This is a genomic window from Hymenobacter coalescens (assembly GCF_054783195.1).
Map to the genome: position 1 here is coordinate 214,115 of NZ_BAAGRA010000017.1, position 26,752 is coordinate 240,866.

The window sequence follows — 26,752 nt, forward strand, 5'->3', positions numbered from 1 at the left end:
GCACGGCGCCGCCGGCCGCTTCCTCCGGGAACGAGCCGGCGGCGCCGTCGTTTTGGCCCCTTACCGCGCTCCGCCGCGTAAAGACGACTCGCGCACGAGCAGCTGGGGCTTGAGCACGATGCGCTGGCCGGTGTAGTATTCGGTGCGCTTAAACAGCTGCAGAAACAGCTGCACGGCAGCTTCGCCCATCAGCTTGGGGCGCTGGTCCACCGACGTGAGCCGGGGCTTGACCATCGTCGTGAACGGCTCGTTGCTGAAGCCGGCCAGCGCCACGTCCTGGGGCACGCGCAGCCCGCGTTCCTCCAGTACCTGCAGCGCGCCGCCGGCCGGAAAATCGTAGGCCGCAAACACCGCATCGGGGCGCCGGGGCAGGGCCAGCAACTGCTCCATGGCGGCCGCCCCGGCGGCCATGCCGGAGTCGGCCAGCGGCACCACCAGTTGCTCGTCGTACGGCAGGCCGTGGGCCGCCAGCGCGTCGCGGTAGGCCTGCAGGCGCTGACGAGTGGTGTTCAGGGTTTGGGGCCCGGCCAGGTGCGCGATGCGCCGGCAGCCCTGCCCGAGCAGGTGCTCCATCAGCTGGCACGCGCCGCGGTAGTCGTCGACGACCACCCCGCAGGCGTTGGGCAGCTCGGCGGGCACGCGGTCGAAAAACACCAGCGGCGTGGCCTGGCTGCGTACCTGCTCGAAGTGGGCGAAGTCGCGCGTGGTGGCCGACATGGACACGAGCACGCCGTCGACCTGGGCCTTGAGCAGCGCCTCCACGTGCTTTTTTTCGCGGGCCACATCCTCGTTCGACTGGCAGATCATCACGTTGAAGCCCGCCCGGCTGGCCACTTCCTCGATGCCCTGCACCACGGCCGGAAAAAACGCGCCGTTGATGTGCGGCACGATGACGCCGAGCATGTTGCTGCGCCCGCGGCGCAGCGCGGCGGCCAGGCTGTTGGGTTGGTAGTTCAGCTTTTCGGCCAGGGCCCACACCTGCGCCTTGGTGGCTTCGCTGACGTCCGGAGCATTGTTGAGCGCCCGGGAAATCGTGGAAATGCTCAGCCCCAGCTGCTGCGCGAGGTCGGCGATGGAGATGCGCTTGTTTCCTTTAGCCATGCCAGGGAGGGAAGGCGGGCCACGGCCTCCCCGGAGAGTAGATATCGATGCCGGCCTGAAGGCGCGTGGCCGGCCGTGCCAAAAGCAAAGATACCGGCCGCCTGCGGCACTTGAAACTGCGGCCTGCTTTGCCGGCCCAAGCTACTCAACTTTGCGCGGCGCCCTCTTCGAACTCCGGTATTTTTGCCCCATGAACGCGACCCTGCACCTGAGCCCCGCTACCCTCGCCGACCTGCCCGCCGTGGCGGCCCTGGCCAACTGGGCTTACCGCGGCGAAGGCGGCCCGGTGGGCTGGACGGCCGAAGACCACTTGCTCAGCGGCTCCCGCACCGACGTAGCCGCCCTCGCCGAGCTGCTGGCCCAGCCCGCCGCCACGCTGCTGCTCGCCCGCGCCGCGCAGGGTACGCTGGTGGGCTGCGCCTTTTTGCACCCGCAGCCCGATGCGCTGTACCTGGGCCTGCTCACCGTGGCTCCCGACCGCCAGGGCGCGGGCATCGGTCACCACCTGCTGCAGGCCGCCGAAGCGTACGCGCGCCAGCATGGCCGCCCGGTGGTGCGCATGACGGTGCTCACGGCCCGGCCCGAGCTGCTGGCCTGGTACGAGCGACGCGGCTACCAGCGCACCGGGCAGCAGCTGCCCCTGCCCACCGATGCCTCCCACGGTCAGCCCCTGAAGACGCTGACGCTGCAGGTGCTGGAAAAGCCCGTGTAGGCCGGCGACCGGCTCCCAGACTGCCTCCTACCAGCGGCGCGTTGGCCGGCTGCGCCGCCCGTTGTATCTTCGAGGTTACATGAACGACCCGGAAATCCGCGCTTTGCTTTACCCGCTGCTCCAGGGCGGCGTGTACGTCGATGAGCTACCTACCGGCACCACCCGCGCCGATGTGGTGCATATCACGGCGCACTTCATGCACGGCTACGAGGTAAAAAGCGACGGCGACACGCTGCAGCGCGTGAAAGCGCAGCTGCCGTGCTACGCCCGCGCTTACGACCTGGTGACGTTCGTCGTGACGGAAAAGCATCTGGCCAAGCTGCTGGAGGCGGTACCGGACTGGGTGGGCGTGTTGGTGGCTGCGCCCGAGGGACTGCGGGAACACCGCCCCGCCCGCTACAACGCCACCGTGGAGCGGGCCGCCGTAGCCGGTTTGTTGCGCCTCTCGGAGGTGAAGCAGTACCTCATGGACCACGGCCTGCACCACGTAAGCCTGCTGCGCCGCCGCGACGTGGCCAAACTGCTCAACGGCACGCAGGTCATTGCCCTCTCCCACCTCGCCCAGTTCGTACGCGACCGGCTGATGGCGCGCATGCCCCAGCGCCTGGAAAACCGCGAAGTGCGCAAGGCCGAGCGGGAGAAAGTAAAGAAGCGAAAGGCACGAGGCCGCAAGCCTACCGGTGGGGCCAAGGGCAAGCCGGTACACGTACCGGCCGCTAAACGGGCGAAGGCGGCTTAAAGCCCGAGGGCGTTATCATCGCCCACGTTTCAGGTCCCGGACGAGCAGCCCCAGGCCCCACGCCCCGGTCCACACGATGATGCTCCAGAACACGAAGTCTTCCGCCCTGTGCGGCCGGAGCGTCAGGTGGCCGTGGCTGCCGACGGCCATGATGGCCATGATGGCCATGATGGCCATGATGGCCAAGCAAATGAGCAACAGGGCAACTCCACGCATCGGGACGAACTGTAAGGCTACTGCAAGATACCGGCCGCCCTGGCGGCTTGGGGGCGGCATTGCCCGGCGTGGTTAAAACCCGAACGTGAGTTGCCGGCCCACCACTTCGCCGGCGGGCTCCAGGTTCGAGAGCGACACGCCCAGCAGCCGCACGCCCTTGGGCAGGGGCAGCAGGCCGCGCAGCAGCTCGTCGCTTAGCTGGGCCAGCAGCGCCGCAGTGGCCACGGGCGCCAAGGTGGTGCGGCTGCGCGAAATCAGCTGGAAGTCGGCGTACTTCACCTTTACGGTGACGGTGCGACCCAGCATTTCGGCGCGCTGGCAATACTCCCACACCTCGTCGAGGCAGGGCTGCAGGCCGTTCACCAGCTCTTCGTGGGTGGTCAGGTCCTGCGCGAAGGTGGTTTCGGAGCCCACAGACTTGCGCACCCGGTCGGGCACCACGGGGCGGTGGTCTTCGGCGCGTGCAATGGCGTAATAGTAGCCGCCCGCCTTGCCGAAGTGCTGGCGCAGAAACGCCTCCGATTGGCTGCGCAAGTCTAGGCCGGTGAAGATGCCCAGGTCGTTGAGCTTGCGGGCCGTGGCCGGCCCGATGCCGTGAAACTGGCCCACCTGCAGCCCGGCCACAAAATCCAGCCCCTGCTCGGGCCGGATGACGAACTGCCCGTTGGGCTTGCGGTAATCCGAGGCCAGCTTCGCCAGAAACTTGTTGTAGCTGATGCCTGCCGAAGCCGTCAGCTGGGTTTCGGCCAGGATTTTCGCCCGGATTTCGCGCGCAATCTGCGTGGCCGAAGCTATGCCCGGCAGGTTGTGGGTCACGTCCAAGTAAGCTTCGTCCAAGGACAGCGGCTCGACCAGGGGTGTGTACTCGGCGAAAATGGCCCGGATCTGCCGCGACACGGCCTTGTACACCTCAAAGCGGGGCTTCACAAAAATCAGCTCCGGGCAGTGGCGCACCGCCGTGACGGAAGGCATGGCTGAGCGCACGCCGAACTGCCGCGCCTCGTAGCTGGCGGCGGCTACCACCCCGCGCTGTCGGGCGCCCCCGACGGCCACGGGCCGCCCGCGCAGCGCGGGGTTGTCGCGCTGCTCCACCGAGGCATAGAACGCGTCCATGTCCAGATGAATGATCTTGCGTTGTGCGGGTTGGGGCTCCACCTCCGGCTCCGGTTGCTAATCTCTTTGGCAAAGATACAACACCGACCCGGCGGCCGCGCCTTGGCCTAAAGGGTGGGCCAAGTCCTGCTAGCAGTTCCTACCAGCTTGCCTTTCCTCATCCATTCTGATTTATCCGGGTGCATTCGGTGGTCATGAATTCAGCTACCGGAAACCGCTTGCCGGGCTCAGGATGCTTTGCCGTACTGCAAAATATGTATATAACTAGATTTTTTATTGTCAAAAGGACTAGGAAATCGTTTATTAATAGGCTTATTTGTTCTGCTTCCCGCAGTTATGACCGCTTCCCCCACCGACCTCTCCCCCGTCGACCGCATCCCGCTGCTGCTCGTCGATGACCACCAACTGGTGCTGGAGGGCGTGCGCGTGCTCCTGCAGGCCGAGCCCGACCTGCGCGTGGCCGCCATGGCGCATTCGGGCGTCGAGGCGCTGCGCTGCCTACAGGAGCACCCGGAAGTACGCGTCGCCGTGGTCGACCTGAATATGCCCCAGATGTCGGGCGCGCAACTTACACGGGCCATCCGCACGGCCCACCCGCGTGTGCGCGTCATTGCCCTAAGCATGTTCCACGACCACGCATCCATTCAGGAAGTGCTGGCCGCAGGCGGCTCGGGCTACCTGCTCAAAAGCACCAACGGCACGGAGTTGGCCACGGCTATCCGCCGCGTAGCCGAGGGCCGCACGTTCTTCGATACGAAAGTGGGCGCCACGCTGCTTGACAACCTGGACGTGCCCGCCACGCGCGAGCAGCCCTCCCACGAGCCTGCGGTGCTGCTCACCCCGCGCGAGCAGGAAATCCTGCAGCTTATCGCGGGGGAATATTCCAACGCGGCCATTGCCGAGAAGCTGTTCATCAGCGAGCGAACAGTGGAAACGCACCGCCGCAACATCTTCACCAAAACCAAGTCGAAGTCCATCGTGGGGCTGATTCAGTACGCGTTGCGCAACAAACTCATCCTGTTCTGAGGCGCTTCTGCTACCGCACTTGGCCGAAAAAAGCCCCACCGAATAAAATCCGGCGGGGCTTTCCTGGGACGAAGCGGCCGCTCAGGCGGCGCGGCTTAGCCGTTCGCGGTGTACCACGGCTTCGAAGGCTTTGGTTTCCGGGCGGGGCGGCTCGCCCAGGCCGGCCAGGTCTTCTATGCTCAGTTCACCGTCGATGTAGCGTTGGAGTTCAATCAGGATGGCGTGGCCGGGGGCGGTACCGCCCAATGACGCCACGGCAATGCCCCACTCGGCGTGGTTTTGCCGCTTGCGCCGGGCAGCCTGCTCGTTTTCGGGCAGGTCTGCGGGGATGGGTGTGAAGTACGAACTTGACATGGCAATCAAACGAATAGAGTCGTTTCTGCTTGTACGCGTCCAACCGTTGGGCCGGATGCTTTTGGCCGGCTGGCACGGGGCACGACGGTAGCACAACCAAGCTTAACTGAGGCATTTGCGACGCTGTCACGGGGGTAACCTTTCGTTTGGGGAGTCAGTAGATTTTGGTCTAACCAACACACGCTTCCCGCCATGGCCAACTACAACCACTACCGCGACGAAGACCGATACGACGCTTTTGAGCGCGCCCGGCGCAGCCGGAATGACCAGGAGCGCCCGTTGCAGAACCGTAGCTTCGGCCCCGGCGCGTCGTCCTACGAAAATGAGGCGCGGGGCTCCCGCGCCGGCTCGTTGTACGGCCGGCCAGACCGCCGTTCGGAAGGCGGCCGGGATATGGCGGGCAGGCAAGGCGGCGCTGACCGCGGAGACTACCGTTCCGACCGCGGCCCGCGCCACGGCCTGGACCGCTCCGACTTCGGCCCGGGCAACATGGACCAATATGAAGACCAGGATAGCTACTCGGGCAGGCAGCAGAGGAACCGCAGCCACGCCAGCCTCGATGAGTACGGCCGCAGCTACGGCCCGGTGGACGCGTACCACGACCAGCACGCGGGCAGAATGCGCGGGATGAGTTTGGGCACCCGGAGCGCGTCCACATCCAACGCCGAGTACGAAGGCTTCAACAGCAGCCGGCGCGGCAGCCTGCCGCAGCGCGACCAGGACCGCTACGGCAGTGCTTATTGGGGCCGCCACGAGCACAACGAGCGCAGTAGCGCCGGTTCGTACGGTCGGGGCGCCAACTACGACCAACCCGACGGCTACCGGGGCCGCAGCGCCTACGATCATGACCGCTACAACGAGAGCCGCGACCAGAGCCGCGGCCTGCGCAGCACGCGCAACATGAGCAGCAGCCACAGCGGCCGCGACGACGCCGCCTACGGTTCGGCCTACGGCTCCTACGACCCTACGCTGTACGGCCCCAGCACCGACTATGATAACGACACGGGAAGCCGCTACGATGAGCCGTACGGGCGCCGCGACGACCGCCGCGGCCGCTAGCCGCTACCTCTCCCCTCTTACTTACCAGAAGCCGGCTTGGACATTGCTCCAAACCGGCTTTTTGTCTTCATGCCTTGGACCTCACTGGCCGTAACACTGCGCAAGCAGGGCAAGCGGCATATTTCAATAACCTATCAAACACAACATTTCGAACTGGATAGCAGAAAAATACCACCCAGCAGACAAAACATCAATCAATTGTCTATCAATCATTTAACTCACATGCTGTTGCGACTACAGAAAGGGATACGGCCTAATAAAGCAGGCGGCGAGAAGGTCAACCATACCGATCCAAGGCAGCGAGCCGATGGGCGGTTGTATTATCAGCAATACGCTGTACTTAATATTCAATATATATTACTTTTCTTATAAAAACAGGTACATTCATTTCCCAACAACCAAAGACCTGTTATGCCACACCCACTACCTTTCCTGCATCGGCTGCTGCTGGCCACCTTGCTGCTGACTGCTCCGGCCGTCATGGGGCAGAACGAGCCCCTCCCAGCCGCCAAGACTGTTCCACCGGCCGCCCTGGAACACTTGCGCCAACACAAACAAACCCTCCAGGTAGCGGAAGCCGACTTGGCTGACCTGAGTTTGAGCAGCGAGACGCGCGGCGCCAACAACGGCCTGCGCCATTTGTACCTGCAGCAGCGTTACCGGGGCATTCCCATCTACGGAGCCATCACCACCGTCAACATGACCGGCGACGAGCGGGTGCTGAGCGTGGGCAACCGCTTCCACCGGGAGATAAGCCGCAAAGTGCGCACGGCCCCGAACGTAATGACGGCCGAAAACGCCGTGGCCGCCGCCGCCCGGCATCTGGGCCTGAGCCCGCGCGAGGCGCTGACCGCGCGCAGCCGGAGTACCGAGGCAGAACGGACCACCGTGTTTGGAACCGGCGGTATCTCGCTGGAGCCCATTACGGCCCGGCTCGTGTACCAGCCCATGCCCGACGGCAGCCTCAGGCTAGCCTGGGAAGTCTTTATCTACGAACTCGACGCCCTGAACGCCTGGAACATTCGCCTCGACGCCAGCAGCGGGCAGGTACTGGACAAGAACAACTTGGTGACCCACTGCGAGTTTGACAACCACGGTCCGGACGGCGCCTTCATCGACGGGAAGCGGAAACTGATGACGCCGCTGATGGCCCCGGCAGTGGCCATGGTCCCGTACGCCGACCCCTCCGCCAACGCCTACCACGTATTCGCCCTGCCAGCCGAAAGCCCCAGCCACGCCAGCCTTGGCCAGCGCGAATTTGCGGCCGGCTCCACTGCCGACCCCACAGCCTCGCCCTACGGCTGGCACGATACCAACGGCGCGGCCGGCGCGGAGTTTACCAACACCCGGGGCAACAACGTGCACGCTTACGAAGACCCCACCAACAACAACAGCGGGCTCAACTACAGCCCGAACGCCGGCCCGGGCCTGTTGTTCAACTACCCCATCGACTTTGCCCAGCAACCGGTTACCTACCGCGACGCGGCCATCACCAACTTGTTCTACCTGAACAACATCATGCATGATGTGTGGTACAAGTATGGCTTCGACGAGGTGAGCGGCAACTTCCAGGTGAGCAATTACAGCCGCGGCCCCGCCGTGGCTCCCTTCGGCGCCAACGACGACGTGCGCGCCGAGGCCCAGGACAGCCGCAACATTGCCACGACCCGCAACAACGCCAACTTCTTCACGCCCATCGACGGCAACCGGCCGCGCATGCAGATGTACTTATGGACCGGCATTCCTGGCCCACAGACCTTCAGCGTGACGGCGCCCGCATCCCTGGCGGGTTTCTACATGACGCGGCTCGCCTCGTTTGGTCCGCCCCTGCCCGCCACCCCCGTTACCGGCAAGCTGGTGCTGACGGCCACGGCTACCGGTGTGGGCCAGGAAGGCTGCACGGCTCTGAGCAACGCCGCGGCCATGAGCGGCAACATTGCCTTCGTGTACCGCGGCAACTGCGACCTATGGCAGAAAGTGCTGCGTGCCCAGCAGGCTGGCGCCACGGCCGTGGTGGTGGTCAATAACCTTCCCGGGGAGCCCAGCACGATGGGCGGCACGCCCAGCAGCCCCATTACCATTCCCTCCGTGATGATTGGCCAGGCAATCGGGGGCAGCATCCGAGCCGCGCTTGACGCGGGCCAGGAGGTGCAGGTGGCAATCAGCAACGATGGCGTCGGGCCGGAGCTCGACGGTGACTTTGACAACGGCATCATTGCCCACGAGTACGGCCACGGCATCAGCATCCGCCTGACTGGCGGCCGCCTCAACAACAACTGCCTCAACAACGACGAACAGGGCGGCGAGGGTTGGAGCGACTGGTTTGGCCTGATGCTGACCATGAAGCCCGGGGATACGGGCGCCAAACGGCGCGGCATTGGTACCTACGCCTTGGGCTACTCCACCGAAGGCCGGGGCATCCGCCCGGCCCCGTACAGCACGGACTTTGCTGTCAACGGCTACACTTACGACGATACCAACAACCCGGCGCTCAGCATGCCGCACGGCGTCGGGTTTGTATGGGCTACCATGCTCTGGGATTTGAACTGGGCCTTCATCAACCGGTACGGCTTCAACCCGGACCTGTACAACGGCACCGGCGGCAACAACATGGCCATGCAGTTGATCATCGACGGGCTGAAGCTGCAAACCTGCAACCCCGGCTTCACGGATGCGCGCAATGCCATTTTGCAGGCCGATCAGGTGAACTACGGCGGCCAGAATCAGAAAATGATCTGGCAGGTATTTGCCCGCCGCGGCCTGGGCTACAGCGCCAGCCAAGGCTCCAACTTTAGCCGCTTCGACCAGGTGGAATCCTTCGATTTGCCGCCCATGTACGCCTGCGCACCGCCTACCATCACGGTGGTGCCGGCCTCCAACGTGTTCACCGGCGGCGATGCGAACACCCTTTACCTCGGCTACGGCCCGCAAAGCGTAACCCTGCAGGCCAACGGCGTCAACATCACTTCTTACAGCTGGTCGCCCGCGGCGGGGCTCAGCGGCGCCAACACCGGCAGCCCCGTGTTCACGCCGACCGCCGCCGGCTCGTACACCTTCACGGTCACGGCCACCGACGCCAGTATGTGCGTGGAAACGGCCCAGGTTACCATCAAGGTGCTTGACGTGCGCTGCGGCAACCGCTCCAACAAGGTGCTCGTGTGCCACAACGGTAAAGAGCTGTGCGTGGATGCCGTCGGGGCTGCCGACCACCTGGCCCACGGCGACTCGCTCGGTGGCTGCAGCACGGTACCGAGCGTGCGGGCCGTCTCGGAAGTGGTGCTCACGGCCGCGCCCAACCCCGCGGCCGACCGCACGACCCTCTCGTTTGAGCTGCCGCGCGACGGCCACTTCCGCCTCGAAATCGTGGACACGCGGGGGCAGGTGGTAGCGGTGCTGGCCGAGGGCGAAGGACGCATCGGGCAGGTGTACCGGTATCAGCTGACCAAGGGCAACCTTCGCGAGGGCCTCTACATCGCCCGCTTGGTCACCGAACAAGCGCACAAGTTTACGCGCATCGAGCTGCGGAACTAAGCCTGTCGCCTCTTCTCGCCGGCCAACGGGCGGACGCAGCAGTTGCGTCCGCCCGTTTGGTTGTAGCCACGGCCGGTCGGGCTTCTTTATGCCGAGTAGTCTATGTTTTAAGCGAAGCACTGTACCTTTGCCGACGTTTTTGCGCAACCAGCAACCACTTTCCGGTGGCAGCGGTTATCTACCTGATTCGAACGGAGCTGCGCCCCGAAGGCCGCGCCCGCTGACTGTTTTACCCCCGTAATGCACCCTACCATTTCCACTGACATCTGCATCATCGGTGCCGGCCCGGTTGGGCTGTTTGCCGTATTCGAAGCCGGCCTGCTGAAGCTCCGCTGCCACGTCGTCGACGCGCTGCCCCAGGTGGGCGGGCAGCTTTCGGAAATCTACCCCAAGAAGCCTATCTACGACATTCCGGGCTACCCCGAAGTGCTGGCCGGCGACCTGGTGCAGAACCTGATGCGCCAGATTGAGCCTTTCCACCCCACCTTCACGCTGGGCGAGCGGGTGGAAAAGTTTGAGAAGCTGGAAGACGGCTCCTTCCACCTTACCACCACCGATGGCACGGTGATTCACTGCAAGGCCATTGCCATTGCCGGCGGCCTGGGCTCGTTTGAGCCGCGCAAACCGGCCATCGAAGACCTGGAGAAGTACGAGGGCGGCCGCGGCGTGTACTACATGGTGCGCGACCCGGAAACCTTCCGCGACCAGCGCATCGTCATTGCCGGCGGCGGCGACTCGGCCCTGGACTGGACCATCTTCCTGGCCAACGTGGCCAAAGAAGTGACGCTGGTGCACCGCGGCACCACGTTCCGCGGTGCCGCCGACTCGGCCGAAAAGGTGAAAGCCCTGCACGACGCGGGCAAGGTGAACCTGGTACTGAGCTCGAACGTGACCCACGTGCACGGCCCCGAGGCACTGGAAGCCGTCACCATCACCGCCAACGACGGCACGGCGCGCACGCTCCACGTCGATTCGTTTATTCCCCTGTTCGGCCTCACGCCCAAGCTCGGCCCCATCGGCGAGTGGGGGCTGGAGCTCGAAGACGACGCAGTGAAGGTGAACACGCTGGACTACAGCACCTCCGTGCCCGGCGTATACGCCATCGGCGACATCAACACTTACCCGGGCAAGCTCAAGCTCATCCTTTGCGGCTTCCACGAGGCGGCGCTGATGGCCCAGGGCGCCTACAAGCACATCTTCCCCGATAAGAAGTACGTGCTCAAATACACCACCGTCAACGGCGTGCCTACTTTGTAATCTGCGTTATCAGTTGCGGGTTGTCAGGTGGCAGTTTGCACTGCTGCCTGACCTGCCAACCCGCCACTGACAACTGACAACTCAATACCTATGACCGACGAAGTACGCGTGTACGTGGAAGAGGCGCCGGGCCAGCGCAATGAGCTGGTAGCCCCCACCGATATGGGCCTGAGCCTGATGGAAGTCATGAAGGCTTCGGGCTACGAAATTCAGGCGACCTGCGGCGGTATGGCCCTGTGCGGCACCTGCCACGTGGAGGTGCTGGCCGGCCCCGAGCTGCCCGAGCCCTCCGACGACGAAATGGCCATGCTGGAATCCTTGCCCATCATGTCGCAGGGCAGCCGGCTTTCCTGCCAGATCCGCATCACCGAGCGCCTCGATGGCCTCGTTGTGCGCCTGATGCCGCAGAACGCTTAACGGAGCATTGCAGACTTTCTCCCAACGACAACGGCAGCCCAAGCGGGCTGCCGTTGTCGTTGGGAGCTGTCAAGGCCGCTTAGCGCCGCCGCCCGGTCTTCTTCTTACTGCTCGACTTCTTCTTGCTGCTGGTGCTGCGGCGCGCCGCCGCCGATTTGCGGCGGCTGGTACTGCTCCGGTGCCGCGCCGAATGGTGCCGGCGCGACGTGCGATGCGCCCGTACGGCGGGCTTACTGGCTTCGGCTTTGGCAGCTGCCTCTTCGGCGGCGGCCTCTTCCTGCGTCGGCGGGCCGATGGCTACGGCCTCGGCGCTGCCCGGGTCGAGCTGCGGACGCGGCGCGGCGTGCTGCACCGAAGGCATCTTTTTGCGGGCCGGCATCAGGAAGGTGCGCTCGGCGCGCTCCTGCGCCGTCAGCTTTTCTTCACCCGCCAGAATGGGGCCCACGGGAATAGCGGCTTTACCCGCCGTGTCGATAGCTTTGCCGCCCGAAACGGCGGGCTTGCGGCCCTGCTGGGCCTGGGTGGTCAGGGCACACACAGCCAAGAGGGCCGTACACAGAGCGGTTCTAATCATCAGCAATCCTCCAGGAAAAATCAACCGAACCGCAAAAGTACCACGCAGGGCAACAGCTCGCAAACCCGCTGCCGATCAATCGGGTATAAGCCAACTTTTCCTTCCGGACGTACCCGGCCCCTTTAGCTTACTACGGCGCGGGGGTAATGCGCAGGTTGGCGAAATCCCCGTCGGAGTTGTCGCCGACGAACAGGCCCAACCGGCTGCCGCGGGGCGGGCGTAGCTGCGTCACGCGCAGCGCGGGCGCGGCAGCTTCGCCCACGTACGCCTCCAGCAGGGGCGGCCGCACCACGAGGCGAACGTGAAACCACTCGTTCGGGGCCGGCGCGGGCTGCAGCGCTGCTTCGTACTGCCCCGGGTACTCCTTGCGCAGCCGCTCCCACGGGTACTCCGGCTCCGACTCGTACTGCACGGCGTGGCTGCGGCGCCGCGCATCGGCGTGCCGAAAATTAAAGGGCCGGAAATACACCGTTTCGTAGGCGGAGTCGTTCAGCGCGTGAAAGGCCACGCCCACGAAGCTGCGCTGCAGCACGTCCTTGCCGCGCACGTCGAACTCAATGGTACCGGCGGTAAAAGCGACGTCTGACAGCCACGCAATGCCGTCGAGAGGCCGCGCATCAAAGCGCAGTCCCTGCCGCTCGGCTTCTATCAGGGGCATCACGGCCCGGTTCGTCACCCGCAGCTGCCCGCTGCGGGCCAGCGCAGCCAGTTCAGGCTGCCCGGCCCGGCCGCCGGTATGGGCCGCTACGCAGCCGGTGAGCCATAGCCAGCTGAACTGGTACAAGCAGACAAAGTAGGCACGACGGGCTTGCGCAAGCATAGGAAAAAAGCTTTCCCGATAGTCGAATTGCCCCGGGGTCCGTTGCACGCTCCCGCCTCGCATATACATGTGACCGGTCGTCGGCGGGGCGGGCAGCGGTTGCACCCGTCCGGCCGACGACCGTTCCCCGGCTGCACGCGGCCACGTACGACGCCTGGTTATTGCCCGTCGATGCGCAGGCGCTGCCCGGCCGAGTGGCTGGTAAACTCCGGCGCGTACAGGCACTGCACCTGGCTGATGCCGGAGCTGAAGTCGCCGGCCTGAGCGGCACGCAGGCGGTACTCAAATACGTGCGTGCCGCGGGGCATAAAGTCGAGAAAGAAGTTGGTGGCCGCGTCGCGGGGGCTTTCGTAGTAGCCCAGCCCCTGCCGGTAGCGGTAACCGGACGTTTGGCTGATGAGCTCCAGGCCGGCGGCGCGGGTGTCCTTGAGGTGCACGTACTCCAGCTCCCGGTCGGTTTTGAGCACCAGGCGCACCACCAGCACCTCCCCCACCCGCAGCGGCGCGCCGGCCGACATCGGCGTGAGCACCGGGCCGCTGGCGCCGGGCGTTTCACGGAACAACTGCCGGGTGAGCGTCAGCGGAGCTTTGTCGGCCGAGGTAATCTTGTCGAGCTGCTCGAAATATTGCCAGTACAGCCCGCCCCAGGCCACGCCGGCATCGGGCTTCTGCACGCGCACCTTGCCCATATCGGGGTGCACCGCGGCGGCGGGGAAGCTGCGCTTCACGTAGCCGGTGCCGGCTTCGGCGCCCTCAGTAGTGTTAAGGGCCTGCCCGCCCAAGGCGACCTGCAGGGGCTGCGTGGGTTCGAGCCAATTGCGGCCGCCCTGCAGCAGCAGGGCGTAGCAGGCGTCGGCGGTGGCGCGGGTGCTTTCCCAGTTGTGGGTGCGCTTGTGGAAGAGCAGCCACAGCTTCATTTCCTCCACCGCCTGCTGGTCACCCACTACCTCGTCGAAGGCCTCGATGAGCTGGGCCTGGGTTTCGACGGGGGCCTGCTGCCAGTAGAAGCCAGGCTGCACGTCTTTCCAGTACATGCCTAGCTCGTCGCTGCGCAGCGCGTTCTGGCGCAGGGCCTCGATGATGAGTGCGGGTACGTTCTTGTCGGAAACGCCTCCCTGGAAGCGCTGCAGGGCCAAGGCGGCCAGCCCTTGCAAGTAGCGGTTGCGCTTCAGCCAGTGCTGTGCCGCCTGGCCCCGGTAGTAGGTGTAGGCCGCGTTGCTGGCCTTGGCCACCGGCAGCTCCGTAAGCCAGAACGAGCGGGCGTAAAGCGCGTGCAGGGTAGCATCCGGCAGGTGGTCGTCGGCCAGCTTCACGCCTTTTTGGCGGCGCAGCTGGTCGTACTCCTGCTGGGTTTCGCGGTCGAGGTAGCCGATGGCGCGGCGCAGCAGCTCGGCCGTGCGCGCGTCCCGCGTGGCGTCGAAAGCCCCCAGCTTGCGCAAGCGCCCAAAGCCGGCCACGATGAGCTGGGTGATGTAGCGGTTGTCGGGCATCTGCTTAAACCACGGGAAGGCGCCGTTGGGGCTCTGCATTTCGGCCAGCTTCTGCACGGCGCCTTGGGTTTCGGCCTGCAGGCGCGCCTCGTCGAAGAGGTCGGCAAGGCGGCGCATGCGCTCCGTGTCGGTCTGCCCTTCGCGCACCCAGGGCGTTTCCTGCAGCAGCAGGGCCTTCAGCTCCGGGTTCTGTTCCAGCTTGCTGCGCAGGGCGTTCGGGTCGCCCGAGGCGGCCGCTTTTTTCCACGCCTCCAGCACCGGCCGGATGCGCGGGTTCTGCTGCACGATGCGGGCGGCGAGCAGGTTGGCGTAGAGGCGCGAGAATACCTGCTCGGCGCACTCGTAGGGGTACTCCATCAGGTAAGGCAGCGCCTGCACGGCGTACCAGGCGGGGTTGCTGGTCAGCTCCAGCGTCAGGCTCTGGTTGCGGCGCGTGGGCGAGTTGGTGCTGGTGAGCTTGCGCAGCTCAAACTCCCGCGTGCCGGCGCCGCGCAGCGTCAGCGGCAGCGCCTCGGTCACGAGCAAGCGGTTGGGCAGCACCGGCAGGGTGTTTTCCTCGCCGTCGGAGAAGTTTTTGGCGCGGGCCACCACGCGGTAGGTTACTGCCTCCAGCGGTACGGGCTGGTCGGCCGGAATCGTCAGTTCCCAGCCCACGGTGGTGCTCTGGCCCGCCGCCACCTTAAACTTCGTCTTGCCGCTGCCCTTGAGCAGCAGCCGGTCGAGCGACTGGCCGGTGCGCGCGTCCAGCAGCAGCAGCTGCGCGTCGCCGCTCAGGGCTTTGGCGGCGAGGTTGCTGATTTTGGCCGTCAGGCGCAGCCGGTCGCCTTCGCGGAAGAAACGCGGGGCGTTGGGCGTCACCATCAGCTCCTTTTGCGTGACGAGCTGGCGGGCCAGCAGGCCGGTTTGCAGGTCGGGCGTGTGGGCCAGGGCCAACAGCTGCCAGCGCGTCACGGCCTCGGGCACCTGGAATTCCAGCACTACTTCGCCTTTGGCATTGGTGCGCACGGCGGGCTGCCACATAGCCGTTTCGCGGAAATCAGTGCGCACGGGCACGCTGGCGAGGTCGGCCGCGCGCTTGCCTGCTGGCTGACCCAAGCCCGTCACGACTACTTCGCTGAGGGCCCGCTTCTCCGAAAACCCCGCCGCATCCGCTGCTTGCGCCGATTCCATCTGCATGGCTGCCACGGGAGCCGCGGACACATTGCCCCGAATCCTAACGCCGGCAGCACGGCCTTGCAGGGCATTGCTTTCACCTCCTGTTGACCTTAGTAACACCTCCTCATCCCGCTTAATAACCGGCGGGGTAAACCTGGTTGGCACCAGCTCAACCCCCAGGCGCTGCCATTCCGGCACCGTGGTGCGCAGCTCCGGGTAGAGGTACTCGGTTGGGCCCGTATCCTTGCCTTCAAACCGTGCAAACAGCAGCGTCCACTGCTCCGTGCCAAACCGCCCGATCCAGCCGAACCGCGCCCCGAAGTCCAGCGGCGGCAGCTCGGGCCGGACCAGGGTGTGGGGCCGGAAGTAATCCAGCGACTGATCGTAGAGCGTGGCCAGCAGCTCGGCCGCGGCGGGCTGATTCTGGCTGTTCTGAATAGTCACGCGCCAGGTTTCCTTCTGCCCGGGCTGCAGCTTGTCGCGGAAGGTGCTGATGTCGAGGCGCAACGGGCGCGGGGGCTCGGTTACCTGCACCGTGGCTGTGCGCAGGTAGAAGCGCCCGTGCTGCACGAAGCTCAGGCGCACGTACAGCGGCCCGGTTTGGCCGGCCGTGGTCGGCAAGCTCAGCAGGCGCTGCTCGCGGCGCAGCGTCAGCCACTCGGCGCGCAGCAGCTGGCCGCGGCTTTCCACTTCCAGCCGCGCCGGCACCTCCTCGAAGCCCGTGCCGAGCAGCACTTGCGCGGCCTGGCCGGGGGCCACGGTGTCGCGTAGCGCCGCCAGCCAGATGGGCACCGGCAGCGGCGGCTGGGTGGCCGTGGGCTGGTAGAGCGTAAAGCCCAGGCGGGCCCGCGCCGTATCGGCGCCGAGCACGCTGCGGGCCTCCAGCAGGTAGGCGCCGGGCGGCTGAGCAGCCAGCGCCTTGCTTACGTCGGCCAGCGGGCCGGTTTGCCGGGTATCAAAGGCCCACTCGCCCACCTGGCGGCGCGGCCAGGTTTCGGGGTCGTCTTCGCGCAGCCAGGGCTCATGGGCGAACAGCCGCGCGTGCTCTTCCCGGCTCAGGCCCGGCTGGTCGGGCTGCAGGCCGAAGCGCGGGTGCAGCACTCGCGCCGGCGGGGTGAGTTGGTACAGCCGCAGCGTGCCGGCAGCGGGCACCGCTTCGCCGGTGGCGTTCTGGCTGCGCAGCGTGAAGCCTTCCCGCAGGTCCTGCTGATTGATTTCGCTGGGGCCGCTGAGCGTGAGGTTGAGCGGGGCGCCGCCCAGGTTCACGCCGCGCTCGGCCGTTCGGGTCTCGCCGTTCGGGTCGGTCACGTCGACCGTCACTTCGAACACGTAGGTGGGCCGAACACGGCGGGGCGGCCGGTAGCCTTCGTCGTCGCTGTCGTCGGCCTCGTCGGAGTTAGCATTTTCGTCGGGCGGCGTAGCAGTAAACGAAACGCGGAAGCGGCCCTGCGCGTCGGTTTTGGCGGTGCCAGTGGCAATTTGCTGCGATTCGCCGCCGTCGGGATAATAAGGCCGGCGCATCCCGCCATCATTTCGCCCCCCTCCAAAGCCAAAATCCAGCGCGGCCCAGCCAAACATCGGCCACACCGTGCGCCGCACCACGCGGTACTGCACGGCGGCGGCGTCCACGGCGGGGCCGGCGTAGGCCGTAGCTGTGCCGCGCACCGAAAGCGTGTCGCCCAGCTTGGGCGTACCCTTCACCGGGTCGAGCGTGACAAAGAACGTGGGCCGCTTGTAGTCTTCCACCGCGAAGCCCTGGCTGCCAAGCCACTCGTCGTTTGTTCCGCTGGCCCCGGCCACCACCACCAGCTGCATCTGCCCGTTGAGCAGGCCCGAGGGCAGCGTGAAGGAGCCGTGAAAGGAGCCAAAATCGGAGGTGGTAAACGGTAGTTCCTGCACCTGCTGGCCGTTCACGTCGAGCAGGCGCAGGCGCACCGGCGTGTTTTTGAGCACCTCGCTGCGGCCGTTGCTTCCCGGTCGCTGCACCACAATGCTCTTGAAGTACAGCGGCTGGCCGGGGCGGTAGATGGCGCGGTCGGTGTATACAAAAGCGCGCCGCTGCAGCGGCTGTTCGGCCGGCAGCGGCGGCCGGTACCGGCCCAGGTTCTCCGGCACGGCCAACGAGTCACGACCTTTGCTGAGCAGCACCGCCTGCATGTAACGGCGCTGTTCCGGCTGGGCCGGCACAGTCAGCTGCCCGGCAGCATCGGTGCGCAGCGCCGGGCCGGGCGTACGCTCCTGCTTGTTGCTGGAGTAGTCGATAAACCACGGCTGCACCTGCACGCCGCCCGTAAGCTGGCCGGTGCGGCGGTTGAGCGTCCACAGATCGGTGCCCCCGGCGGGCGCCGCCCGGTGCACCACGCTCAGCTCACTTACCGACACAAAAGCATAGGCCGTGGCCACGTTAGCGCGGTCCTTGGCAGGCTGCTCGGCCGCCGTGCTGACCGCGACCAAGTAATGCCCGGCCGGCAGGGCTGGCCCGGGCAGCTCCGCGTTGTGCAGCTTGTAATCGACCGCGCCGGGCAGGGCCAGCGTCCACTGCGCGGCCGGGGCGGTGGCCAACTGGCGGGCGTAGGCTTTGGCTAGATCGGTGCGGCGCTGCCCGGTGGTTTCGCGCAGCAGGGCCGCGGCCGGCAGACGCCAGGCGTAGCCGTAAGCTTTGGTGAGGTTGCGGTACTGCACATTCAGCAGCATCGCCTGCCCGGGCAGCTGTACTTCCAGCGTCTGCACGCCCAGGCGCGGCCGCTCCAGCTCGTTAATCAACTCCTGGGCCCGCGCCGCGCCCACCGATTTGGGAAAGCGCCGTACGGCTTCTTGAGCCAGCTCCCGGGCGATGACCAACTCGTTGCGCTGCTGCGCCAAGCGGGCCCGCTCGGCCTGAAAATCAGCCCAGACGGGCAGGCTTTCGTAGGCGCTTTGGGCCCGGCGCAGAGCCGCCTCGTAAGCGGTGCGCTTGTCGGCAACGGCGGCGTGCTCGTACACCAAGCCCAAGCGCTGCAGCTCCACGGCGGCGCGGGCCGCCGCCTCACCCTTTTGGTGGAAGCGCGTCAGATCCTGCAGCAGGCGCAGAGCGTGCCAGGGGCCGTTAAGTGAATCAGCAGCCGGAGCAGTAAGCGGCAGGGCCAGAAACGCCGCGTCCGGGCCCAGCAGACGCGGCTCGGTGAAGCGGAACTGCTCGGCGGGCCGCGTGAGGTACAGCTCGTCATCGTTCAGCCCTTCGATGGCGCGCTGGGCCAGCAAGTCGAAGAGCGTTGGGCGCAGCGATTGGGCGGCCGGTTCGGCCGGGGTCACCAAGGGACCAAGGTCGCGCAGGGAAGTCTGTTGCTGACGGGCCGCGTCGGTTTCCACGGAAGCGCGGTAGTGGCGCACTACCTGGGCGGCCAGCCGGGCCGCGTCCCAGGTTTGCAGGTCGCCAGCTCCGAGCGAATCGGCAGCGGGCTGCACCTGGGTGCGGTCGTACAGCTCGTAGCGGTTGTACTCCAAGTAATCGTGGTACAGCTCGGCCAGCAGCGAATGCAGCACCGGCCGGGCCGGAAAAGCGGCTCCCGGCAGGTCAGCCTCCAGCAGCTGAATGCCTTTTACGTCGGCGTCTTCCTCCTGCCGCTCCAGCAAGTGCAGACGGTATACCAAGGCGCGCACGTAATCGGCCGTTTGCTGGCTGGCCCGGGTTTTCTGGTAGATATCGAGCACCAGCTTCCGGGCCGAGCTCGTTTGGTCTTTGGCCAGCAGCGCATCGATTTTTTTCCACTGCGCGGCGTAAGGGCCGCCGGCCGGTGGCGCGGAGGCGTTGGAAGGAGCAACCATCAGCAGCAGCCAGAAGGAAAGCAGGAAAAGGAAGAACCGCATGGGCAAAACAAAGAAATTGGCACTAATCAGATGACCGTAGCTAACCAATTCCACACGCTTGGCCCCTGGTTTTATTGCCGGATGGTGGTTTTATCCGCTACCACATGAATATGTGCGCGTGCAACCTCTAGCCGGGCGTTGGCCTACTTTAGCCCAACAACTTCCTGCTCTTCCCCGCTTTGCTCCAGCCCTCCAGGCTGACTGATATGCCGTTACGCATCATCGCCCCCGCCGCTGCGCTGCTACTCTCCTTCTGCGCTCTGGCTGTGCCGGCCCGCGCCCAGTTCAGCATTGGCCCACGTCTGGGCCTGAATGCCAGCACTTTTCACGTATCGAAAACAGCCCCAGGTGAACGGCACCGCCTGCTGCCCGGCGTGCAGTTCGGCGTGGTGTCGCAGATCCGCATGGGGCGCTGGGCCCTGCAGCCGGGGCTGCTCATCTCGCAGAAAGGCTCCCGGGACCGGACCACCCAAACCATTACGCCCGCGCAGGGCGCCCCCGTCACGTTCCGCGAAAAGCACACCCGCCGCATTCCTTACGTGGAGTTGCCCGTGCATCTGGCTTACCAGCCCCGTTGGGCGCACGGCTTCCACGCTTTTGCCGGCCCGTATCTGGCCGTGGGCATCGGCGGCTACTTCGAATCTGACCCGGAGCCGGTTACCATCAACGGCTACACCCTGGAGCGTTTTCGCAGCCCGGTGTCCTACCCCACGCTGCTGGGCGGCTCGTCGTGGTCGGTGCGCTGGGAGGACGTGGGCCTGAACGCGGGCGTTGGCTACCAGAAGGGCCGGCTGCTCATGCAATTACAGCAGAGCTTCGGCGCTACCAACGTATGGCCGGATAAAACGTCCGGCCTGCAGGCCCGGCGCAGTCACCGCGTTAGCTCGCTCACGCTCACCTACCTCTTCGGCCCGAAGCCCCACCCCGACTTTATGCTGGATTAGCGCGGACGGCTGTCGAGCACGCGCTCGGCCTGCGCGATGTGGCGCTGCATGTGCGCAACCATAAAAGCCAGCTGGTCGGTCAGGCGCAGGTGCAGCAACGGCACGATGGCATTGGGAATGCGCACGGCGTTGGCGTTGACGTTGCGCGCTACCTGCAGCTGGTGGTCCAAATCGTCGAGTTGGCGCAGGAACACTTCCACCACGGTGCGCGGCAAGCGGTAGCCGCTGGGCGCAAACTGTTGCGGCGTCTTGAGCGGTTTTTCGCGGGCGGGCACCAGCATGGCCTGCGTGAGCCGCCTGCCGAAAAAGCCGTGCTTCACGTACTCGGCCGGGCGGGTAGCCCGCTCCTGGGCGCGGCGCAGGCGCTGGTTTATCACCGGCAGATACAGCCCGCCAATAATATTTAAGTGCTCGAGGCACTGGCCGACACTCCATTTGCCCGGGGCCGGGCCCCGGTTGAGTTGATCCTCATTCAGGGGCCGAAACCGCTCCTGCGCCACGCGGCGCACGTCGGCCACGGCACGGGCAAGCTGGTCCAGAAACTCAGTGGTACGGGTAGGGACGGGCGCTGCCATCGGTGGGTGGAGAAACGAATGCGGCGAACAAGCAATAACGACTCGGCAGGCCAAGGTACGGCGGATGGGCCGTTTTTGCCAACGCGAAAACGCTTGTCGGGTTGGCCTCCATCAGATGACAGGAGCGTATGCACCTTACTACTGGCCTCTTCCTGCTGGCTGTCCTTCCGCCTTCTCGCTAGCTGATCAGCCCGGTGTGGCCAATGCATCCTTTTCCCAATGGCTGTCCGGCCAAGCCTTTGTTGCGGAAACTGTTTGCATCGGTTTGCCCCTTGAATAGGCGCAGGCTAAGACCAACGTGTCACTCGCGAACCTAGAATAGTCCCGGGCATTCAGTTTTTAGTTAAAAATCTTCCAATAATGGCTGCTTCAACTCGTTAGTACTGTGACAATACGATTGCATTGTGATAGGGAAGCTTTGAATAAGTAGAATAATTTTGTGCAAAAAATTATTTCAAAAGTTCATTATTAATCAAACATTGCTTTTATTTGTCTCGCCAATCCAACACGTTCTAACCTAAATACAACACCCATTCTCTCCACCATGAAAAAACTCGTCACCTCCGCATTGTTGGCGTTGTGCTTCACGGGTGCGTACGCCCAGAGCAACCCATCCATCCCGCAGCGTGCCACTGAATTTACGCGGGCCCTAGCCCCGCAAGTAGGCCTGGATGATGCGCGCCAGCTCCAAGTAAAACGCCTGACGGTGAGCCGCCTGGAGAAAGAGCAGGAAATAGACCGCATGTACACCGGCGACGAAGCCATGCGCCAACCCAAGCTACAGGCCGTAGCGGAGGAATACCGCACCAACTTGAAGTCGCTGCTGACGCCCACCCAATACCAGCGCTACGAGCAGTGGGCGGCTACTGCGCCCGCCAACGCCACGGCCGCCAAGCCCTAGGCTCAGCGTCCTGCTCTGGCTTTTTGTTGTTGCTGTTCGGCCAGCTGGCGGAGAAGCATCAGCGTCTGCTGCCAGAGGTTTTCATACGGGATAATTTCGATTTCGGCGAAAGCCTCACCTGGAGGCGGAGTATCCTGGAGGCGCCCCAGCCAGGTCAGCCCCTTCTTCTCGCAGATTTTCGGGTCAAAGTTTTCCTTTACCGTCAGTTGCAGCAGCCGGAACATCAGCCGGCTGCGCAACGTGGCGGCTTCGCGCAAGTGGGTACTTTCGTACTTCCGCAAGCCTTCCAGGCGCGCCAGCAGCGCTTCAATGTTGCCTTCGCGCAGATAGTGTAGAAACTGCAGAATGAGAATGGCAACGTTGTAGCCCTGCTTGTCGCGGCTGTGATCGGGAATACGCTGTACCAGCTGCGCAAAGTGCAGCGGACGCAGGCCTGCCTCTTCCGGCCGTACGAAATACAGGTAGGCCCGCATCAGGTCCCAGCGCTGCTGAGCCGGCTGCGAGATTTTCGTGACAAAAGGATTTTGCTGCATCCGCCGCAGCAGGTCGCCGGCCAGGGCATAGTCGCCGTCGTGCATGGCCAGCAGGTAGAAGTTTTCCAGGAAAGCAAACCAGTTGTTGCTGGACCGGTGAAACGCCGATAGGTAGCCTTCCGCCACGGCTAGCCCTTCTTTCAGGCGGCGGGCCCGCAGGTGGGCATAAACACTGTAGAATTTGGTGAACCGGCTGTCAAACCGCCGTGGGTTGAGTTTGCCGCGGCCAAACAGGTCTTCCGCCTCGCGCGTGAGCCGGATAATTTCCTCAAAGTTGCCGCTCAACTCCTGCAGGATAAGCTGCATTTTCAGCAACGGGTCGTAGACATTGTAGGTGCCCACCTGCCGGTAAAGCTCCTCTAGCTGCTGTATGATTGCGGGGAGTTCTTGCAGCAGCCGCCGCCGCGACGACACCGAGCGCGCCAAATTCATTTTGGCGGCCCAAAACAAGTGCTGCGCCTGCTGCTCCACGCGCAGAATCAGGCTCAGTCGTTCCAATTGTTTGACGGCGTGCTGGTACTGCGGGTAATCATTAGTCTCGACGTAGATCGTGCGCAGCATTTCCCAAGCGCTGATGGCCTGCGGCGTGAATTCGCCCTCCGTAGCCAGCCGCACAACCTTCCGCAGAATCTGCGGCAGCAATACCCGCTCACTTTCCCGCCAGAGCATGGTGGCCTGATAGAGCATATCGAGGCACTGCTGCTCGTAGCGCCGGAAAGCCGGGTGGCGCGGGTCGGTATGATCCAAAAAGAAAAGGTGGCTGAGCAGCTTGTGCTGCAGGCGCTGCTTAAGCTTGCGCACCGTTGCCTGGCTTTTGGCCGAGCCGCTGTTGTACATGCGCTTGGCTACCTGCAGATTGCTTAGATTGGTACCGGTGACGAGCAATTCCAGCAATTCTTCTTCCCGTGTGGGTACTTCCCCGCGGTTGGCAAACGGAATCAGCGGCAGTGTGCTAAGCCGGCGGTTCGTCACAATCTTTGCCAAATTCACCAGTTCATTCATCCTTCAAGGGCTTAATGCTACCCGTAATAGCTGCTTTGAAGACTTACCCTTAATCTAGAGCTTGGTCACAGCGGGCCTTAATTCTTCCTTTGAAGCTCAAGGCAGCTGGGCCAGCTTTGCATTCTGGATAAAACAGCTTTTTAGCACCTGGTCTGTCACACCCACTGCGTATTTATGCGTAAAAATAACAGGCCAGACGCCCTTCGTTATTCTTTATCAGCTTTTTTCCTCTCACAATCTCAAAACGGCATCGCCTGAATCCTAGTCACGGGCGAAAACACTTCTTCCTTTCGGAAGCCCTACCTCATCGGCCAACTTTGTGTCACTCAAACAATTGACCACCACAAATTTTCACGGCCATGCTGGAACTGCTACTCATTGCCCTCATTCAAATGAATACTCTGTTCGGCACGGAAGTAATGACCGAATCCGCCGACGAGACCACTCCTCCCCCGCCCACCACCACTACGTACACCGGCGGCAACGGCTGGGGCGATACGCACAAATAGCAGATCCGGCTACGCTTCGGTATCTTGGCCGACCTTGCCGGTGCGGTGATGTTCTTGGTCCATGTTCCGATTCGTTATTGCCCGGGCGCTAGCCTGCGGACTCGCAGCACTGACTGCCTGTTCGGCGCCCACTTCCCCAGATAGTGCCAGCGGCGCCACCGTGCGCGTCTGCTGGCCACGTGACCCGGAGTCTCTGCTGCCGGTTTCGTTTCCCAACACGTACGCCGTACAGGCCAACACGCTCCTGTACCAGAGCCTGCTCACAGCCGATGGGCCTACCCGACGGTATGTACCGTGGCTGGCCGCTCTTCTGCCACGCGTCGAGCGCCGTGACTCGCTTACGTACTTGCACTACGAGCTTCACCCGCTGGCCACTTGGGACAATGGCCAACCGGTACTTTCCCGGGATGTAGTCTTCTCCCTGAAGGTTATCAACTGTCCAGGCTTACCCAACGAAAGCCAACGGAGCGCGCTCAGCTTCATTCAGGATGTGCGGCCGGATGCGACGGACCCCCGCCGCTTTACCATGGTATGCCGCGGTTACGCCCCCGAATTTGCTGCCAACAGTGGGGACTTTCCTATTCTTCCCGAATACCTGCTCGATCCACGGGCTCGTTTAGGTCCGATACCCCTGCGACGGTTTACCCAAAGTGACCCGGCCTTATTACACCAACCCGCTATTCAGGCATTCCAACAGGAATTCAACCAAGCGTCACGGTGGCGCGACCCACGTTTTGTCCGTGGCAGCGGCCCGTATGAACTGGTAAGTTGGCAAGCCGGGCAGCAATTAGTGCTAGCCCGCAAGCCTCGCTGGTGGGCCGACCAACTACCACGGCCTGCCCCGCCCTTGGTGGCGCGCCCCGCCCGCATAGAGTTCCACATCGTTCCCAATCCTGCCACGGCCCTGCTGGCATTGCGCCGCGGCGAGCTGGATGTATATCCCAACATGCCCGGGGCCGATTTCCACCGATTACAGACCACCGACAGCCTTCGCTTTCAGTTTTTCACCCCCCCCTCTTACCGGGTGGTGGTATTGGAAACCAACACGCAGCGTGCCCCGCTGCGTGATGAGCTTACCCGGCAGGCGTTGGGCCTGCTCCTGGACTCAGAGCGCCTTTTGCAAGCCACGCAGTACGGGCAGGGCCAGCGCACCACCAGCCTGATTAATCCACGGGAACAATGGGCTTACCATGATAGCTTGCCGCTACGCCCATTCTCTCCCGGGTTGGCGGCTCAGCGGCTGCGGCAGGCAGGTTGGCAGCCTTCGCCTGACGGTTGGCAGCGCGCCGGACAAGTTTTAAACTTGCGTCTGCACTACGCAGCCGGCGACCGTACGTACGAAACCATCGGCCTGCTCCTACAGCAGGCGGCTCGCAGCATTGGGCTAGCGCTAACTCTGTACCCAACGGAAGCCGGGCAGTTGTCACAGCTGCGACGCGAAGGGGCATTCGATCTTTGCCTGCGCACCCTGTACGGCAATCCGTTTTCATACGACCTGCGCCCCTTGTTGCACACCGGTAGCATTGGGGAGGGCGGCGCCAACCGCACGCGCTTTGGCGACGCATCATCAGATCGGCTGCTGGAAACCATCGTCGTTACGGCTGACTCCTCGCAGAAGGCCCGACTCTTGCGCCGGCTGCAGACCTTGCTATACCTGCAAGCTCCCATGATTCCGCTGTTTTTTGAGCCGAACCGCCTCGTCGTGACCAAACGGTTTCGCCAGGTGCGCCCCAGCGGCTTGGAGCCCGGCTACGACGTTACCTCATTCACCCTCACTGAGCCAACGCCGCGTTGACCCGATGGTGGCCACACTGCTCCTGCGTACTGCGCGCGCGTTGGCTACTGCATGGCTGATTACGTCGGCGGTATTCCTGTTGGGCCGAAGCCTGCCGGGCGCGGCCCCGCAGCTGTTTGCGGAGGATCGGGCAATATCCTATGGCACCCGCGCCGAGGCTGAAAGTACCTATCGGCAACGCCTGGGTTTGGAGCAACCGCTTTTCTACTTCCGCTTGCTTCCGTGGGCTTGGCAAGGCACCCCCAATCAATATCACACCTGGCTTGCTCAACTCGCGCAAGGGCACTTAGGTGCTTCGTTCCGCGACGGCACCGCTGTATCCCGGCAATTAGGGCAGGCCCTACGCGTCACCTTACCGCTGACCCTCACCGCCCTTGTCACCTCGGCTGCGCTGGCTTTATGGCTGGCCCTGCGAGCTGCCCGGCGCCCCTTTCTGTATAAGTGGATGCACTCGGCGGCTTATTTGCTTGATGGTACGCCTTTGTTTGTAATAGGTGTGTTGCTGCTGCTGCTATTTGCTAATCCAGACCTTTGGCCATGGTTTCCGGCCTATGGCTTAGGCCACAACGCTCATCCCTTTACAGCTGCCTACCACTTAGCCTTGCCCGTGGCGGCTTTGACGCTGGCGAGTTGGCCGGCGCTGTTTCTACCGTTGGCAGCGGCCCTACGCGAGCAATGGCAGCAACCTTATGTGGTTACGGCTCGGGCCAAAGGTACTGCAGTCGGACAGATAGGGCTCCGCCACGTACTGCCTAATGTGCTGCCGATTTTTATTACTCGCCTCAGCGACTTGCTTCCTAGCGTCGTGGCCGGAGCCGTGGTTATCGAAGTTGTTTTTGCCTTACCAGGCATGGGCCGGTTACTGGCAGAGGCCGCTGCCGCCCGCGACTTGCCTGTGCTGGAGGGCGGTGTGCTGCTACTGGCCGCTACAAGACTGCTGGCTTGGCTATTGGCCGATGTAGCTAACAAATTTTTTGATCCTCGTCTACCGTGGTCCTGAATCAGCTACTGCTGCGGTGCCGCTTCTCGCAGCTGGTAGCTTGGAGCTGGTTGCTGCTGCTTACCATCGCCGCATTGTTGCCA

The 26,752-nt window shown here is 64.0% G+C and carries 23 protein-coding genes; 14 read left to right on the forward strand and 9 right to left on the reverse strand.

From position 1 onward, the window contains the following. Positions 1 to 60: 60 nt before the first annotated feature. Positions 61 to 1,101, reverse strand: coding sequence for a LacI family DNA-binding transcriptional regulator (locus ACYVKQ_RS15490; RefSeq protein ID WP_460676265.1), 1,041 nt, complete (start codon positions 1,099 to 1,101; stop codon positions 61 to 63). A gap of 190 nt (positions 1,102 to 1,291) precedes the next feature. Here ACYVKQ_RS15490 and ACYVKQ_RS15495 point away from each other — a divergent pair, with 190 nt between their 5' ends. Continuing rightward, a complete protein-coding gene (locus tag ACYVKQ_RS15495) occupies positions 1,292 to 1,813 on the forward strand; it encodes a GNAT family N-acetyltransferase (protein ID WP_460676266.1) in 522 nt (173 codons plus the stop codon). Positions 1,814 to 1,892: 79 nt separating this feature from the next. Beyond that, positions 1,893 to 2,552 carry a sce7726 family protein gene (locus ACYVKQ_RS15500; RefSeq protein WP_460676267.1) on the forward strand — a complete coding sequence of 220 codons (660 nt, stop codon included), beginning with the start codon at positions 1,893 to 1,895 and terminating at the stop codon, positions 2,550 to 2,552. A 15-nt stretch (positions 2,553 to 2,567) separates the two neighbouring features. Here ACYVKQ_RS15500 and ACYVKQ_RS15505 read toward each other — a convergent pair whose 3' ends face one another. Both ACYVKQ_RS15505 and dinB read right to left on the reverse strand, forming a co-directional pair. Continuing rightward, complete coding sequence (locus ACYVKQ_RS15505; protein ID WP_460676268.1) at positions 2,568 to 2,768, reverse strand: hypothetical protein; 201 nt, start codon at positions 2,766 to 2,768, stop codon at positions 2,568 to 2,570. 72 nt (positions 2,769 to 2,840) lie between these two features. After that, a complete protein-coding gene (gene dinB, locus ACYVKQ_RS15510) occupies positions 2,841 to 3,923 on the reverse strand; it encodes a DNA polymerase IV (RefSeq protein ID WP_460676269.1) in 1,083 nt (360 codons plus the stop codon). A gap of 294 nt (positions 3,924 to 4,217) precedes the next feature. On the opposite strand from dinB, the gene ACYVKQ_RS15515 reads away from it, so the two are divergent. Continuing rightward, positions 4,218 to 4,907 carry a response regulator gene (locus ACYVKQ_RS15515; RefSeq protein ID WP_460676270.1) on the forward strand — a complete coding sequence of 230 codons (690 nt, stop codon included), beginning with the start codon at positions 4,218 to 4,220 and terminating at the stop codon, positions 4,905 to 4,907. A gap of 81 nt (positions 4,908 to 4,988) precedes the next feature. Here ACYVKQ_RS15515 and ACYVKQ_RS15520 read toward each other — a convergent pair whose 3' ends face one another. Next, on the reverse strand, positions 4,989 to 5,261 hold the full coding sequence (locus ACYVKQ_RS15520) for a hypothetical protein (protein WP_460676271.1): 273 nt from the start codon (positions 5,259 to 5,261) through the stop codon (positions 4,989 to 4,991). 192 nt (positions 5,262 to 5,453) lie between these two features. On the opposite strand from ACYVKQ_RS15520, the gene ACYVKQ_RS15525 reads away from it, so the two are divergent. The 5 genes from ACYVKQ_RS15525 (at position 5,454) to ACYVKQ_RS15545 (ending at position 11,525) form a co-directional block, all read left to right on the forward strand. Next, positions 5,454 to 6,320: a hypothetical protein gene (locus ACYVKQ_RS15525; protein WP_460676272.1), complete on the forward strand. Its 867-nt coding sequence runs from the start codon at positions 5,454 to 5,456 to the stop codon at positions 6,318 to 6,320. Positions 6,321 to 6,356: 36 nt separating this feature from the next. Further along, positions 6,357 to 6,692, forward strand: coding sequence for a hypothetical protein (locus tag ACYVKQ_RS15530; RefSeq protein ID WP_460676273.1), 336 nt, complete (start codon positions 6,357 to 6,359; stop codon positions 6,690 to 6,692). Between the two features lie 39 nt (positions 6,693 to 6,731). Then, entirely contained in the window at positions 6,732 to 9,851 is a 3,120-nt protein-coding gene (locus tag ACYVKQ_RS15535) for a T9SS-dependent M36 family metallopeptidase (protein ID WP_460676274.1), read from the forward strand. A gap of 240 nt (positions 9,852 to 10,091) precedes the next feature. Beyond that, positions 10,092 to 11,108 carry an NAD(P)/FAD-dependent oxidoreductase gene (locus ACYVKQ_RS15540; RefSeq protein WP_460676275.1) on the forward strand — a complete coding sequence of 339 codons (1,017 nt, stop codon included), beginning with the start codon at positions 10,092 to 10,094 and terminating at the stop codon, positions 11,106 to 11,108. A 90-nt stretch (positions 11,109 to 11,198) separates the two neighbouring features. Continuing rightward, positions 11,199 to 11,525, forward strand: coding sequence for a 2Fe-2S iron-sulfur cluster-binding protein (locus ACYVKQ_RS15545; RefSeq protein ID WP_460676276.1), 327 nt, complete (start codon positions 11,199 to 11,201; stop codon positions 11,523 to 11,525). Between the two features lie 79 nt (positions 11,526 to 11,604). Here ACYVKQ_RS15545 and ACYVKQ_RS15550 read toward each other — a convergent pair whose 3' ends face one another. From ACYVKQ_RS15550 to ACYVKQ_RS15560, 3 genes are all read right to left on the reverse strand, one after another. Then, positions 11,605 to 12,099: a hypothetical protein gene (locus ACYVKQ_RS15550; protein ID WP_460676277.1), complete on the reverse strand. Its 495-nt coding sequence runs from the start codon at positions 12,097 to 12,099 to the stop codon at positions 11,605 to 11,607. Positions 12,100 to 12,229: 130 nt separating this feature from the next. Continuing rightward, positions 12,230 to 12,919, reverse strand: a complete 690-nt coding sequence (locus ACYVKQ_RS15555) for a hypothetical protein (protein ID WP_460676278.1) — start codon at positions 12,917 to 12,919, stop codon at positions 12,230 to 12,232. Between the two features lie 158 nt (positions 12,920 to 13,077). Further along, positions 13,078 to 19,410 carry an alpha-2-macroglobulin family protein gene (locus ACYVKQ_RS15560; RefSeq protein ID WP_460676279.1) on the reverse strand — a complete coding sequence of 2,111 codons (6,333 nt, stop codon included), beginning with the start codon at positions 19,408 to 19,410 and terminating at the stop codon, positions 13,078 to 13,080. A gap of 206 nt (positions 19,411 to 19,616) precedes the next feature. On the opposite strand from ACYVKQ_RS15560, the gene ACYVKQ_RS15565 reads away from it, so the two are divergent. After that, the gene (locus ACYVKQ_RS15565) at positions 19,617 to 20,354 is read left to right on the forward strand and encodes a porin family protein (RefSeq protein WP_460676280.1); all 738 of its coding nucleotides are present in this window, start codon (positions 19,617 to 19,619) and stop codon (positions 20,352 to 20,354) included. On the opposite strand, the gene ACYVKQ_RS15570 is transcribed toward ACYVKQ_RS15565, so the two are convergent. Then, a complete protein-coding gene (locus ACYVKQ_RS15570) occupies positions 20,351 to 20,929 on the reverse strand; it encodes a DinB family protein (protein WP_460676281.1) in 579 nt (192 codons plus the stop codon). The genes ACYVKQ_RS15565 and ACYVKQ_RS15570 overlap by 4 nt on opposite strands. Positions 20,930 to 21,473: 544 nt before the next feature. On the opposite strand from ACYVKQ_RS15570, the gene ACYVKQ_RS15575 reads away from it, so the two are divergent. Then, positions 21,474 to 21,830 carry a hypothetical protein gene (locus tag ACYVKQ_RS15575; protein WP_460676282.1) on the forward strand — a complete coding sequence of 119 codons (357 nt, stop codon included), beginning with the start codon at positions 21,474 to 21,476 and terminating at the stop codon, positions 21,828 to 21,830. Positions 21,831 to 21,832: 2 nt separating this feature from the next. On the opposite strand, the gene ACYVKQ_RS15580 is transcribed toward ACYVKQ_RS15575, so the two are convergent. Next, positions 21,833 to 22,834, reverse strand: coding sequence for a hypothetical protein (locus ACYVKQ_RS15580; RefSeq protein ID WP_460676283.1), 1,002 nt, complete (start codon positions 22,832 to 22,834; stop codon positions 21,833 to 21,835). On the opposite strand from ACYVKQ_RS15580, the gene ACYVKQ_RS15585 reads away from it, so the two are divergent. From ACYVKQ_RS15585 to ACYVKQ_RS15600, 4 genes are all read left to right on the forward strand, one after another. Continuing rightward, positions 22,814 to 23,227: a hypothetical protein gene (locus ACYVKQ_RS15585; protein ID WP_460676284.1), complete on the forward strand. Its 414-nt coding sequence runs from the start codon at positions 22,814 to 22,816 to the stop codon at positions 23,225 to 23,227. The genes ACYVKQ_RS15580 and ACYVKQ_RS15585 overlap by 21 nt on opposite strands. 497 nt (positions 23,228 to 23,724) lie before the next feature. After that, positions 23,725 to 23,874, forward strand: a complete 150-nt coding sequence (locus ACYVKQ_RS15590) for a hypothetical protein (protein ID WP_460676285.1) — start codon at positions 23,725 to 23,727, stop codon at positions 23,872 to 23,874. A 61-nt stretch (positions 23,875 to 23,935) separates the two neighbouring features. Continuing rightward, positions 23,936 to 25,669 carry an ABC transporter substrate-binding protein gene (locus ACYVKQ_RS15595; protein ID WP_460676286.1) on the forward strand — a complete coding sequence of 578 codons (1,734 nt, stop codon included), beginning with the start codon at positions 23,936 to 23,938 and terminating at the stop codon, positions 25,667 to 25,669. 4 nt (positions 25,670 to 25,673) lie between these two features. Then, the gene (locus tag ACYVKQ_RS15600) at positions 25,674 to 26,669 is read left to right on the forward strand and encodes an ABC transporter permease (RefSeq protein ID WP_460676287.1); all 996 of its coding nucleotides are present in this window, start codon (positions 25,674 to 25,676) and stop codon (positions 26,667 to 26,669) included. Positions 26,670 to 26,752 lie beyond the last annotated feature (83 nt).